The following is a 12,943-nucleotide window of genomic DNA, read 5'->3' as shown; positions in this document are numbered from 1 at the left end:
AAAACGCTCCAACACGCCGCTGCATATCGGTGAGTACGGCTTTCGCCTTTCCTCACAACCGAACATAGCTCTCTTGGACGGGTATCGGCACCCGCTACCCGCGCGTACGTCCGTTCCGGTGTTTTACGACCCTCACCACCTGCAACGAAGCAAACTTGTGATCAGTTCCGGTTTATTTCGAAAGAGAGCGGCGGTGCGGCGACCACAGCCGCGCTCACCTGTGCGAAGAGCGAGTTCCCCGATCTCGTCGCGGCATGCACCGCACGCGAAGCCTCCACAAGCGAGGCGCCGGTTGTCATGAGATCGTCCACCAGCACGACTCTGCCGCCCCCCAGGAGCCCCGCGCCCCCGACGGCGACCTCCAGAGCCCCGGACAGATTGGCGAGCCTCTGACGGGCGCCCAGGCCCGATTGGTCGGCCACCGCGCGCCGCTGCCGCAGCACCGGGAGCACCCGGGCCGAGCGGCCGGAACTCCGCAGTTCCCCTGCCGCCGCCAGCGCGATTCGGCGCGCCGCGTCATGGCCCCGGGCACCGACGGCCCGTTTCGTCGACGGGACCGGCACCAGCATCAGCGGCCCGACACCGGTGCCCGGCGGCACGGCGGCCTCGATCGCCCCGGCCAGTGCCCGGCCCAGGGGCGCCGCCAGTCCGAGGGTGCCCCGCTCCTTGTGCGCCAGCAGCACGGCCCGCACCGCGTCCTCGTACGGCGCGGCGGCGTGCACCACCGGCAGCCCCACGGGCTCGGGAGCCGGCCGCACCCGGCAGGGCCACATCCCGTACAACGCCCTCCCGCACGCGTCGCACAGCGGCGTCCTGGGACTCCCGCAGCCGCCGCAGGCGACCGGAAGGACCAGCCCGGTGATTTCTCGCCACCACCCGCGCATGTCACCCACTGTGCCAAGGTCTCGGACCTGCGGCCACCCCTGTGGATAACCCGTTTCGAGATCCGGCCACCATGCCCTCACAGGAGCCGCACCCGACCCGCCGGCCAGGGCTCCGCGCAGGGTGCGACAGGGGGGCGGCCAGGCGTGTCGCTAGCCCGGATAGACCGGTGACGAGCCCTCTTTCACCATCGTCTGCCAGTTCGCGCCGGTCGGCAGCCGCACGATGCCCGCGTCGTCCGAGTCCGCGACCAGCGGCTGCTGTTCGTCGTCGGCGGCGGCGATCCCAGTGACCTGATTCAGCCCCGGCAGCACACCCGCGGCCGACGTCGAGCCGTCCGTCTGCACATAGCTCACCTGCTGCACCCCGCCGGCCTCCTTGCCGACCACGACGAGCCTGCTGGGCCCGGCCCACGACACGGCGGTCACCGTCTCCATACGGGGCGCAACGGCCTTCAGCTCCGTCACGGTCACCGTCTGCTGCGTGGCGGGCCCACGACGCTCCACCCGGCCGATCTGGAGGGTCGTACGTCCGTCCTCGGAGAGGAGCAGCGCCACCCGTACACCGTCGGCGGAGACCCGCAGCGCCTCGATACGCGCGTCACCGAGCCCCTCCACCGTGACCTCGCGCGGCGCGTCCGCGCCGTCCGCGAGGCGCAGCAGCCGGGGCTGGCCGGGGTCCCGGTCCGCTATCCACAGATCGCCGTTGCCGTCCCAACTCGGGGCCGACAGCCGGTCCTCCTTCTTCGCGGCCTTGCTGACGACGAGGGCGTCGCCCACCTCGCCCGCCGAGATGATGGACCCGACGTACATGGACTTGGCGTCCTGGGAGACGCCCGCCGCGTGCTTCTCGTCCCGCGCCACCGCGACCTGGCCCAACGGCATCGTGCCGTCGCCGAACGGACCGCGCACCCGCGGCGGGTCGATCGGCTCCTTGCTGCTCGCCGACAGTTGCGCGAGGCGGCCCTTGGCGTCGATGAAGTACGGGCTGTCCGCGCCGCCCGACGTACGGTCGGCGGCGAACTCCTCGGCCTGGTCGCCGCTCAGCGTGCAGAGCGAAGAGCCGTCCTGCCGCAGCAGCTCGACCCGTTCGCCCCGGGTGGACGTCAAGTCGCGGAGGGTGAAGAGCAGTTGCGCCGCCATCTTGCGGCACTGCTCACGCCCGACGTTGTCGACCTTCGAGTTGAGCGGGACCTTCAGGGCGTTCCGGTCGTCGAACTCCAGTGTCCGGGTGCCCCGCTTCAGCTCCGTGCCGGTCGGGAAGGGCGAGTCGACCACCGGCCGCATCCAGTCCGTGGGCCCTTCGAGAAGCACCTTCACGGCCTGGGTGACCGGGTCCATCCGCGTCACCGGGTCTATCCGCTGCCGGATGTAGACGGGGTCGGCGACGAGCCAGCCCTGCCCGGCGGCGAAGTAGTACTTGTTCACCGCACGGTAGTTGCGCTGGAAGTCCGACTCACCGAGCACCAGCCCCTGCGGGAGGTCGTCGATGCGCCATTCCTTGCCCTCCAGGACGTTCTCCTGGACGAGATGGATCGAGCCGTTGAACGGCTCCGGCGCCACCGGCTGGTAGGCGTGCCCGGCGTCGACCGCGGCGATCTGCTCGCCGTACAGCGGGTAGGTGAGGCCGGGGCCGTCGGGACCGGACGGGCCCTGGGGGTCGGCGGGGTCGGGGGCGGCCGCCAGCACCGTCGTACGGTTCGCCGGCTGCCAGCTCTGCGACGCCTGCTTCGTCAGATACTTCCTGGCCACGGCGAAGTCGGGGTCGTCGCTCGTCATCGCCTCCAGGAAACCGTCGACGATCTCGTTCGGATCCGCGCCCTCGGCGGGAGCGACGGGATACACCCGCACCTGGGAGTCACCGCGCGGGGACGCCTTGACCGGCTCGACGTCCCCGCTGTTGGGGATCGAGGCACAGCCGGCCAGCAGTGCGGCACCGCACCCGAACACGAGAGGAAGCCGCACCGAACGCCTGCGGCCGCGACGAAGGCGGTCAACGCCCACGAGTTGTGTCCTCCCGCTGAGGTGCCTGCGCCGCGGACGCGCCCGCGGGGGCAGATGACGATGTGGTCCCCGACGGCGATGACGGGGACGCCGACGCGTCCGGATCGCGTTCCGTGGGATCGGCCGCACGCGGCACCACCCGGGCACCGTTGCCGGGCAGCGCCGTCGGGTCCACCACCGCGGCCGGAGGCGGTACGGGAGCCCGGGACGGCACCGGAAGCGAGGACGCCGTCGCCGACTGGGCAGGCACACTCGCCAACCGGTGGGCCCCGCTCTCCTTGGAGTCGAAGGCGGAACGCTCCCGGCCGCGCCGCGAGTCCTCGGGCTCCAGCGGTATGGGCGAGCCCCGCAGCGGCTCGTCGGCGGTGCGCGGCAGCGTCAGCCGGAACTGCGAACCGCCGCCCGGCTCGCCCCACGCCTGGAGCCAGCCGCCGTGCAGGCGCGCGTCCTCGACGGCGATCGACAGACCGAGCCCCGTACCGCCGGTGGTACGGGCCCGCGCCGGGTCCGCCCGCCAGAACCGGTTGAAGACCCGGGTCGCCTCGCCGGGCTTGAGACCCACCCCGTAGTCCCGTACGGCCACGGCGACGGCCCCGCCCGCCACCGCCATCCGCACCACCACGTCCCGCCCCTCACCGTGCTCAACGGCGTTGACAACCAGATTGCGCAGCACCCGCTCCACCCGCCGGGCATCGGCCTCGGCGACGACCGGCTGCTCGTCGCCGATGACACGGATCCGGGTGCCCTTGCGCTCGGCGAGCGGTTCGGCTCCGCCGATCACACGGCGTACGACCACCCGCAGGTCTATCGGCTCGGCCTCCAGCGCCGCCGCGCCCGCGTCGAACCGGCTGATCTCCAGCAGGTCCGAGAGCAGTGACTCGAAACGGTCGAGCTGGTCGCCGAGCAGCTCCGCCGAGCGCGCGGTGACGGGGTCGAAGTCGACCCGGGCCTCGTGGATCACGTCCGCGGCCATCCGGACCGTGGTCAGCGGGGTACGCAGCTCGTGCGAGACGTCCGACACGAAACGGCGCTGCATCCTGGAGAGCTCCTCCAGCTGCTGGATCTTGAGCTGAAGATTCTGGGCCATCTTGTTGAAGGCCTCGCCGAGACGGGCGATGTCGTCCTCACCGGTGACCTTCATACGTTCCTGGAGGCGGCCCGTGGAGAGCCGCTCGGCGATCCCCGCCGCCATCCGTACGGGCGTCACGACCTGCCGTACGACGAGCCAGGCGATGGCCCCGAGCAGTACGACGACGAACAGCCCCGCGGTGGCGAGCGTCCCCTTGACCAGATTGAGCGACTGTTCCTCCTGGGTCAGCGGGAACAGGTAGTACAGCTCGTAGGAATTGCCGTCGACATCCGTCAGCCGCTTGCCGATCACCAGCCCGGACTCGGGCTCTCGGCCGTCCGTGTACTGGATCAGGGTGTACGTCTGGAACGTCCCCGTGCCCTTGGCGACGTCCGACCGCAGATCCGCCGGAACGCTCGCGATGTGGTCCACACCGCCCGACGCGCGCGGGAAGCGGCTGCTGGAGCCCGCGCCGTTCGCGTCCGCGCTCAGCGCCACCACGTTGAACGCGCTCTGTCCGCCGCTGGCCAGCTGTACGACCAGATCGGAGCGCCAGTTGACGGAGTTACGGCTCGACCTGCCGTCGCCCGCGCCGCCCTCCTGGCCACCGGGCTCGACGGGCGCGTCGGCCTTCTCCTTGGCGACGGTGAAACCACCGGCGGCCTGGCTCTGGGCCGCTTTCTCCTTGGCGTCGAGCAGACCGTTGCGGACCTGGCCGATCACGACGAAACCGAGCAGCAGCACGACCCCCAGCGACATCAGCAGGGTGGTGGTGACCACCCTGAGCTGGATGTTCCGCCGCCACAGCCGCACGGCGGGCAGCACCGGACGCCTGAGCCAGCGCACGACGAGGCGCAGCACGGGACTTCCCGCCGCCCCGTCCTGAAGCAGCCGGCCACGGCGGCGGAGCCTGCCGAGACGTGAGGCCAGACGACCCCGGTCGGCAGTCCGCCCCGCACGCACTCCCGGCTCCCCGGGCTTCGGGGCAGCACTGCCGCTGGACATCTCAGCTCGGTCCGGCCTTGTAGCCGACACCGCGTACGGTCACGACGATCTCCGGGCGCTCCGGGTCCTTCTCGACCTTGGAGCGGAGCCGCTGCACATGCACATTGACCAGGCGGGTGTCGGCCGCGTGCCGGTAGCCCCACACCTGCTCCAGGAGGACCTCACGGGTGAAGACCTGCCACGGCTTCCGGGCCAGCGCGACGAGCAGGTCGAACTCCAGCGGCGTCAGGGCGATGGACTGCCCCTCGCGCTTCACCGAGTGACCGGCCACGTCGATGACCAGATCGCCGATGGCCAACTGCTCCGGCGCCGGCTCCTCGGACCTGCGCAGCCGCGCCCTGATCCTGGCGACGAGCTCCTTGGGCTTGAACGGCTTGACGATGTAGTCGTCGGCGCCCGATTCGAGCCCCACCACCACATCGACCGTGTCGCTCTTGGCCGTGAGCATGACGATCGGCACACCGGACTCGGCCCTGATGAGCCGGCACACCTCGATACCGTCCCGGCCGGGAAGCATCAGATCCAGCAGCACCAGATCCGGCTTGGCCTCACGGAAAGCGGCGAGAGCCTTGTCGCCGTCCGCTACGAACGACGGCTCGAACCCTTCACCTCGCAGCACGATGCCGAGCATCTCGGCCAGTGCGGTGTCGTCATCGACGACAAGGACGCGTCCCTTCATATCGACATCATCCCATTTTCGTTTCCGTTGCGTAGACTTGCGTGATCCAGCTCACTGACCTGGGACGACGTGGACGAATGTCCTTCATGGACCGTCACGGCTCGCTGCTGTCGATGTCAACCACAGATGTCAGGCCCTGTCTCGTTGACCTTCTCCGACAGGAACCATAGCGAGCCGCCCGCGCGGCCCACCCCGACAGCGCCTCTCCCCCACCCCTCGCGCACCTGCCCCCTCAGGCCCCCGCCTCCTGTCGCGCCTGGGCGCACAGCTCCGCGATCCCGTCCCGGGTCACCGGCGACAGCGCCCCGTACTCGGTGACCAGCGCCGTCACCAGCTCCGGAGGCGTCACATCGAAAGCCGGGTTGTACGCCTGCGTCCCCAGTGGCGCGATGGGCATCCCACCACCCGGCTCGACCCCGGCCCCGGCCGCCTGCGGAGCCGTGAGCTCGGTGACCTCCTGCCCCGGCCGCTGCTCCACCTCGATCGCCGCGCCGTCCGCAGTCCCCAGGTCCAGCGTCGTGGTCGGCGCGACCACGATGAACGGCACATGGTGGTACTTCGCCTGCACCGCGAGCGGATAGCTGCCCACCTTGTTCGCCACCGAGCCGTCGGCGGCGATCCGGTCCGCCCCGATGAGCACGGCGTCCACCTCGCCCGCCGCGAACAGCGAACCGGCGGCGTTGTCCGCGAGCAGCGTGTACGCCATCTCGTTGCGGGCCGCCTCGTACGCCGTCAGCCGCGCACCCTGGAGCAGCGGACGCGTCTCGTCGACCCACAGCCGCCTGAGCCGCCCCGCCCGGTGCGCCGACAGCGCCACGGCGAACGCGGTGCCCTCGCCGCCCGACACCAGCGCCCCCGTGTTGCAGTGGGTCAGGATCCGGTGACTTCCCCCCGGCAGCAACTCGTCGAGGAGAGCCAGCCCCGATGCCGCCATTCGGGCGCTGGCCAGCGCGTCCTGCCGGTGCAGCACCCTCGCCTCCGCCAGCGTGGCCGCTGCCGCCTGCTCCTGATCGGCTCCCCCGGCCATCGCCGCTCGGTGCGTCTCCAGCGCCCGGCGTACCCCGTACCCGAGGTTCACGGCGGTGGGCCGCGCACTCTCCAGCAGCGCCGACGCCTCGTCCACGTCATATCCACGGGCGGCGGCCAGAGCGACACCGTAGGCCCCGGCGATGCCCAGGAGCGGCGCCCCACGCACGGCGAGCGTCCTGATCGCCTGGACCAGCGCGGGCACGTCCGTACAGACGAGCTCGGCCTCCTCGACCGGCAGCCTCGTCTGGTCGAGGAGGACCAGGACGGGCCCCTCGGGCAGCTCGTCCCAGCGCAGCGCCGGAGACATGGACGGCTCGGCAGCGAGCGGCGATGGTGCGTACTGATCAGTCATCCGCCCAGTCTGCCCGGTACCGCTCGGACTATGAAGGCGAGAAGGAGATGGAGCACCCCGCCCACCAGCGGGCCACGCGTGGCACGATGGCTGCCAGCCTCCCGCTCTGCTTCGCAGACAGGCACCGTTGATGCGCAGGCTCCCAGAGCCTGCCTCCGTAACCAATCCACGAGGTGGACGACCGTGAACGACACTCCGGGCTGGGCCTCGCCCGGATCTGCCCCGTCCGACGGACAGGACGCGAGCGTGCCCCGCCCCGCCGAGCCCGTCGACGGCTCCGGCACGCCATCGGACTCCCCCTCGAAGTGGTCGAAGACCCAGCCGCCGCCCGGCCAGTGGTCCGCGCCCAGCGCGCCGGGCCCCGTACCCCCGCAATCCAGGGCCGCGTCGGGCTGGGGCGGCCCGGGCCCCGGCGGCGGACGCCACCCCGGCTGGGGACAGCCGCCCCTCGCGGCCAAGCCCGGCGTCATCCCGCTGCGCCCCCTGGGCGTGGGGGAGATCCTCGACGGCGCCGTGTCCACGCTGCGCGCGCACTGGCGCACCGTCCTGGGTGTCACCATCGTCGTCGCGGTGATCTCGCAGATCGGCGACATACTCGTCCAGCGCTATCTCCTGCCGGAGCCGGTGGACATCGACCCGGACGCGAGCCCGACGGAAGCCCTGAACCAGGCTGTCGACGCGATGCAGTCCAGCCTCCTGGCACTGGCACCGTCGCTGTTCATCACCATCATCGGCACCCTCTTCACCACGGCCGTGCTGACCGTCGTCATCAGCCGCTCCGTGCTCGGCCGGGGCGTCACCCTGTCCGACGCCTGGACCGAGGCCCGGCCCCGGCTCGTCCAACTGCTCGGTCTGACACTGCTGTTGCCCGTCCTGGGCGCCGCCATCGTGACCGTCGGTATCCTGCCCGGACTGCTCGTCGGCTCCGGAGCCGGAGTCGCGCTGACGATGCTCGGCGGACTCGCCGCCGCAGTGGTCGTGATCTGGCTGATGGTCAGCTTCAGCCTCGCCTCGCCCGCCCTGATGCTCGAACGGCAGGGAATCGTGGCGTCCATGCGCCGCTCCGCCAAGCTGGTGAAGGGCACTTGGTGGCGGATCTTCGGCATCCTGCTGCTGACGATGCTGCTGACCTTCGTGGTCTCCATGATCATCGCCGTGCCCTTCAGCCTCATCGCCATGGCGGTGGACGGCGACGGCGTCAGCGGACTGTTCTCCGAGACAGGTCCGGACTTCGGCTGGCCGTTCCTGATCATCACCGGTATCGGCACCGTGATCAGCACCTCCATCACCCTGCCGATCTCCGCGGGTGTCTCCGTGCTCCTCTACGTGGACCAGCGCATCCGGCGAGAAGCCCTGGACCTCGAACTCGCACGCGCCGCCGGCGTACCGGGCTACGGCTCCGAGCGGCCTGGCAACGACGCCCCCAGGGGCTGATGCGGTGTTCGGCACGGGGGGTTCGGCAACGGCATGGCTGACGGCACGCACGAGCGACGACATACCGGTGGACACCCCGCGTGTCCCCGCTCGTGAAGCCGCGGAGAACGAGCTGTCCAAGCCGATGTACCACGAGAACGACCCGAATCTCCTCCAGCGCGCGATGGACCGCTTCTGGGAGTGGATCGGCGACCTCTTCAACTCCGTCGCCGGCTCCGGCGTCACCAGCCCGATCGGCCTTGCCGTGATCGCGGCGCTCGTCGCGGCACTGATCGCCGCCCTCTGGTGGCGGCTCGGCACTCCCCGGCGCACCGCCCTTCCCACGGACGCGCTCTTCGACTCCGGCCCGCGCGGCGCCGCCGAACACCGCGCCGACGCAGAGGCACACGCCGCGGCCGAACGCTGGAACCAAGCCGTCCAGGAACGGATGCGCGCCGTCGTCCGCTCCCTCGAAGAACGCACGATCCTCGACCCACGCCCCGGCCGCACCGCCGACGAGGCCGCGGCCGACGCCGGCCGTTCACTCCCCGAGCACGCGACCGCTCTGCGCGCGGCCGCCAGAGCCTTCGACGACGTCACATACGGCGGACGCACAGCGGATCGCCAGACATACCAGCGCCTGCGCGAACTGGACCTCGCTCTCGAGAGCAGCAAACCCCAACTGAGCGGCGCCACCCCGGGAGCCTTCGGATGACCGGCACCGGGACAGCCGCCCCACCTCGGCCCACGACCAGCCCGACCTCCATGTCGCCCAGCGCCCAGCAGGTCTGGAAGCGCGTCCGCGGGCTGCTGGGCGCACTCGCCATCCTGCTCGTGGCCGGGATCGCCCTGGCAGCCGTACGCTCCGGCGACCAGCACGGCCGCCTCGACCCCCGTTCCGCCGACCCGCTGGGCAGCCGCGCCATCGCCGAACTGCTCAAGGACCGCGACGTCTCCACCCGCGTCGTCACCACACTCGCCGAAGCCACCGCGGGGACCGGCCCGGACACCACCCTGGTCGTCACCTCTCCCAACCTGCTGACCCTCCACCAGCAGCGCACCCTGCAGACCGCCACGGAGCTCTCCGGCGGCCGCACCGTCCTCCTGTCGCCGGGGCCGCCCTCCGTCGGCTTCCTCGCTCCGGGCGTCACCGCGACCACCGAGACACCGGTGACCGCACGTGACCCCCGCTGCTCCCTGCCCGCCGCCCGCGAGGCGGGGGCCGTCGACATCGGTGGATGGCGCTACTCCACCGACTCGCCCAACAGCGACGCCTGCTACCCGGCCGACGGACGGCCGTCCCTTATCCGGGTCGACACCACGGCCGGCGGCGACACCGTCCTGCTCGGCTCCCCCAACCTTCTCTACAACGAGCGCCTCGCCAAACAGGGCAACGCCTCGCTGGCCCTTCAACTCCTCGGCTCCCGGCCTCATACCGTCTGGTACCTCCCCTCTCTCAGTGATCCCTCCGCCACCGAATCCGGCAGCGGCATCGGCAATGGGGACGGCAGTGGCGACAGCACCGGCGGCGAGGAGGGCCAGGACGGAGGAGGCAACGAGTCAAGCTTCCTCGACCTGATCCCCTCCGGCTGGCACTGGGGCACCCTCCAACTCGCCCTCGCCGCCGTACTCGCCGCCATCTGGCGCTCCCGCCGCCTGGGCCCCGTCGTGGCCGAACGGCTCCCTGTCGCCATCCGCGCCTCCGAAGCCACCGAGGGCCGAGCCCGTCTCTACCGCAAGGCCAACGCCCGCGACCGCGCCGCCTCGGTCCTCCGTGCGGAGACCCGCACCCGCCTCGCTTCCCTCCTCGGTGTCCCCCCGTCCGAGACCCACACCCCGGAGTCCCTCGTCCCCGCCGTCTCCGCGCAACTCCCCGACGACTCGCGGGACCTCCGCACGCTGCTCTTCGGCCCGGCGCCGACCGACGACGCAGCGCTCATCCGCCTGACGGACCAACTCGACGCCCTCGAAAGAGAGGTACGCACCTCATGAGTGCCCCGACCCCCGTGACCGCTGAGAACTCGGACAGCGCCCGCGCCTCCCTGGAGGCCCTGCGCACCGAGATCGCGAAGGCCGTGGTCGGCCAGGATCCCGCCGTGACCGGACTCGTCGTCGCCCTGCTCTGCCGGGGCCATGTCCTCCTCGAAGGAGTCCCCGGCGTCGCCAAGACCCTCCTGGTACGGGCCCTCGCCGCCTCTCTCGAACTCGACACCAAGCGAGTCCAGTTCACCCCCGATCTGATGCCGAGCGATGTCACGGGCTCTCTCGTCTATGACTCACGGACGGCAGAGTTCTCCTTCCAGCCCGGCCCGGTCTTCACCAATCTGCTGCTCGCCGACGAGATCAACCGCACCCCGCCGAAGACCCAGTCGTCACTGCTCGAAGCGATGGAGGAGCGCCAGGTCACGATCGACGGAACGCCTCGGCCGCTCCCCGATCCCTTCCTGGTAGCCGCCACACAGAACCCGGTCGAGTACGAGGGCACCTATCCCCTCCCGGAAGCACAGCTCGACCGTTTTCTGCTGAAGCTGACCGTCCCCCTCCCGTCACGCGACGACGAGATCAGCGTCCTGACCCGACACGCGGACGGCTTCAACCCACGCGACCTCCAGGCTGCGGGCGTCCGTCCCGTCGCCGGCCCTGCCGACCTCGAAGCGGCACGCGCCGCCGTCGCCAAGACGTCCGTCTCCCCGGAGATAGCGGGCTACGTCGTCGATATCTGCCGTGCCACTCGTGACTCCCCCTCGTTCTCCCTCGGCGTCTCCCCGCGAGGCGCCACCGCTCTGCTCTCCACCGCCCGTGCCTGGGCCTGGCTCACCGGCCGCGACTACGTCACGCCCGACGATGTGAAGGCTCTGGCACTACCCACCCTGCGTCATCGCGTCCAACTCCGCCCCGAGGCGGAGATGGAGGGAGTCACAGCCGACTCCGTCATCACCGCGATCCTCGCCCATGTCCCCGTACCCCGATGAGGCGATGAACCGTGGCCCTCACCGGACGGGCGGCATTCCTCGCCGCCCTGGGCTCGCTCCCCGTCGGCATCCTCGCGCCCAGTTGGGCCGGGATGCTGGCGGTCAACGCGCCCCTCTCACTCGCAATTCTGTGCGACTACTACCTGGCCGCGCCAGTGCGAACGCTCCAGTTCACTCGAAGTGGTGATACGTCAGTTCGACTCGGCGAAAGTGCCGAGGTCCAGCTCACGGTCGTCAACCCCGCACGCCGTACCCTGCGGGCCCATATCCGCGACGCCTGGCCGCCGAGCAGCTGGCCGACGGGCACCGAACAGGCCGCCTCCCGCCATGAGTTGACCGTTCCGGCCGGTGAGCGCCGACGCCTCTCCACCCTTCTCCGCCCCACCCGCCGCGGCGACAGGCACACGGAACGAGTGACCGTCCGTTCCTTCGGCCCGCTCGGGCTGGCCGCTCGCCAGGGCAATCACGATGTCCCGTGGACGGTCCGCGTCCTGCCGCCCTTCACCAGCCGCAAGCACCTGCCGTCCAGACTCGCCCGTCTACGCGAACTCGACGGCCGGACAAGCGTGCTCACCCGCGGCGAGGGCACCGAGTTCGACAGCCTGCGCCCGTACGTACCGGGAGACGACACCCGGTCCATCGACTGGCGCGCCACCGCCCGTCTGTCCGCGGTGGCGATTCGTACCTGGCGGCCCGAGCGTGACCGCCACATCCTCGTCGTCCTCGACACGGGCCGCACCTCGGCCGGCCGTGTGGGCGATGTCCCGCGCCTCGACGCCGCGATGGACGCCACCCTGCTCCTCACCGCACTCGCCACCCGTGCCGGCGACCGGATCGACCTCCTGGCGTACGACCGCCGGACACGGACCCAGGTCCGAGGCCGCTCGGCGAGCGACGTGCTGCCAGCGATGGTGAACGCGCTCTCCACACTGGAGCCCGAGCTCGTGGAGACGGACGCACGGGGCCTGGCGGCCACGGTCCTGAAGAGTGCACCGCGCCGTTCCCTCATCGTGCTGCTGACCAGCCTTGAGACGGCTCCGGTGGAGGAGGGACTATTGCCGGTCCTCCCTCAACTCACTCAGCGCCACACGGTGGTGGTCGCCTCGGTGGCCGACCCGCACGCGAAGGCCATGAGCACGGCACGCGGTTCGGTGGACGCGGTGTACGAGGCCGCGGCGGGCTCCCAGGCCCAATCCCAGCGACGCCGTACGTCGGAGAAGCTCCAGCGCTACGGCGTCACGGTCGTGGACGCGGTACCCGACGCACTGGCGCCGGCACTGGCGGACGCCTATCTGGCGCTGAAGGCTGCGGGACGTCTGTAAAGAGAGAAGCCCACCGTGGGAGGCCTATTCCCCCGCCCGTCGTAAGGCGTAAGGGGGCCTGAGAAAAGGGTCGTGAACGCGAAAATGCCCCGCACCTGAAGGTGCGGGGCATCCCCACAAAAATTGTTCGGCGGCGTCCTACTCTCCCACAGGGTCCCCCCTGCAGTACCATCGGCGCTGAAAGGCTTAGCTTCCGGGTTCGGAATGTAACCGGGCG

General features: G+C 70.9%; 10 protein-coding genes and 1 rRNA gene. 5 read left to right on the top strand and 6 right to left on the bottom strand.

Annotated elements, in window-relative coordinates; genetic code table 11:
- Positions 1–161: 161 nt before the first annotated feature.
- The 5 genes from ACFWU9_RS25600 to mtnA all read right to left on the bottom strand — a co-directional run bounded on the left by ACFWU9_RS25600 (position 162) and on the right by mtnA (position 7,019).
- On the bottom strand, positions 162–884 hold the full coding sequence (locus ACFWU9_RS25600; RefSeq protein WP_384322276.1) for a ComF family protein: 723 nt from the start codon (positions 882–884) through the stop codon (positions 162–164).
- Positions 885–1,034: 150 nt separating this feature from the next.
- Positions 1,035–2,885: an LpqB family beta-propeller domain-containing protein gene (locus ACFWU9_RS25595; protein ID WP_384322274.1), complete on the bottom strand. Its 1,851-nt coding sequence runs from the start codon at positions 2,883–2,885 to the stop codon at positions 1,035–1,037.
- On the bottom strand, positions 2,875–4,959 hold the full coding sequence (gene mtrB / locus ACFWU9_RS25590; protein WP_384322272.1) for an MtrAB system histidine kinase MtrB: 2,085 nt from the start codon (positions 4,957–4,959) through the stop codon (positions 2,875–2,877). The genes ACFWU9_RS25595 and mtrB overlap by 11 nt, the downstream gene beginning before the upstream one ends.
- 1 nt (position 4,960) lies before the next feature.
- Positions 4,961–5,638 carry a two-component system response regulator MtrA gene (gene mtrA / locus ACFWU9_RS25585; RefSeq protein WP_005486885.1) on the bottom strand — a complete coding sequence of 226 codons (678 nt, stop codon included), beginning with the start codon at positions 5,636–5,638 and terminating at the stop codon, positions 4,961–4,963.
- A gap of 232 nt (positions 5,639–5,870) precedes the next feature.
- A complete protein-coding gene (gene mtnA / locus ACFWU9_RS25580; RefSeq protein WP_384322270.1) occupies positions 5,871–7,019 on the bottom strand; it encodes an S-methyl-5-thioribose-1-phosphate isomerase in 1,149 nt (382 codons plus the stop codon).
- A gap of 183 nt (positions 7,020–7,202) precedes the next feature.
- Between mtnA and ACFWU9_RS25575 the strand changes: the two genes are divergently transcribed.
- Genes ACFWU9_RS25575 through ACFWU9_RS25555 form a run of 5 tightly spaced genes read left to right on the top strand, consistent with a single transcriptional unit; the run spans position 7,203 to position 12,726 of the window.
- Positions 7,203–8,453, top strand: coding sequence for a hypothetical protein (locus tag ACFWU9_RS25575; protein WP_384322269.1), 1,251 nt, complete (start codon positions 7,203–7,205; stop codon positions 8,451–8,453).
- A gap of 4 nt (positions 8,454–8,457) precedes the next feature.
- Positions 8,458–9,147, top strand: a complete 690-nt coding sequence (locus ACFWU9_RS25570) for a DUF4129 domain-containing protein (RefSeq protein ID WP_384322267.1) — start codon at positions 8,458–8,460, stop codon at positions 9,145–9,147.
- Positions 9,148–9,197: 50 nt separating this feature from the next.
- Complete coding sequence (locus tag ACFWU9_RS25565) at positions 9,198–10,424, top strand: DUF4350 domain-containing protein (RefSeq protein ID WP_384322265.1); 1,227 nt, start codon at positions 9,198–9,200, stop codon at positions 10,422–10,424.
- Positions 10,421–11,404, top strand: coding sequence for an AAA family ATPase (locus ACFWU9_RS25560; protein WP_384322263.1), 984 nt, complete (start codon positions 10,421–10,423; stop codon positions 11,402–11,404). Before ACFWU9_RS25565 ends, ACFWU9_RS25560 begins: the two co-directional genes overlap by 4 nt.
- An 11-nt stretch (positions 11,405–11,415) precedes the next feature.
- Entirely contained in the window at positions 11,416–12,726 is a 1,311-nt protein-coding gene (locus ACFWU9_RS25555; protein ID WP_384322261.1) for a DUF58 domain-containing protein, read from the top strand.
- Between the two features lie 125 nt (positions 12,727–12,851).
- On the opposite strand, the gene rrf is transcribed toward ACFWU9_RS25555, so the two are convergent.
- A 5S ribosomal RNA gene (rrf, locus tag ACFWU9_RS25550) occupies positions 12,852–12,943 on the bottom strand; the annotation flags it as partial.

This window comes from Streptomyces sp. NPDC058653, from assembly GCF_042716895.1.
Lineage (GTDB): Bacteria > Actinomycetota > Actinomycetes > Streptomycetales > Streptomycetaceae > Streptomyces.
This window is presented reverse-complemented; position numbering and strand designations above follow the sequence as displayed.

What these genes read in the sequence shown, in the direction of transcription:
- ACFWU9_RS25600 (WP_384322276.1), bottom strand. Translation starts at nt 884, where the DNA reads ATGCGCGGGTGGTGGCGAGAAATCACCGGGCTGGTCCTTCCGGTCGCC.
- mtrB (WP_384322272.1), bottom strand. Translation starts at nt 4,959, where the DNA reads ATGTCCAGCGGCAGTGCTGCCCCGAAGCCCGGGGAGCCGGGAGTGCGT.
- mtrA (WP_005486885.1), bottom strand. Translation starts at nt 5,638, where the DNA reads ATGAAGGGACGCGTCCTTGTCGTCGATGACGACACCGCACTGGCCGAG.
- mtnA (WP_384322270.1), bottom strand. Translation starts at nt 7,019, where the DNA reads ATGACTGATCAGTACGCACCATCGCCGCTCGCTGCCGAGCCGTCCATG.
- ACFWU9_RS25565 (WP_384322265.1), top strand. Translation starts at nt 9,198, where the DNA reads ATGTCGCCCAGCGCCCAGCAGGTCTGGAAGCGCGTCCGCGGGCTGCTG.
- ACFWU9_RS25560 (WP_384322263.1), top strand. Translation starts at nt 10,421, where the DNA reads ATGAGTGCCCCGACCCCCGTGACCGCTGAGAACTCGGACAGCGCCCGC.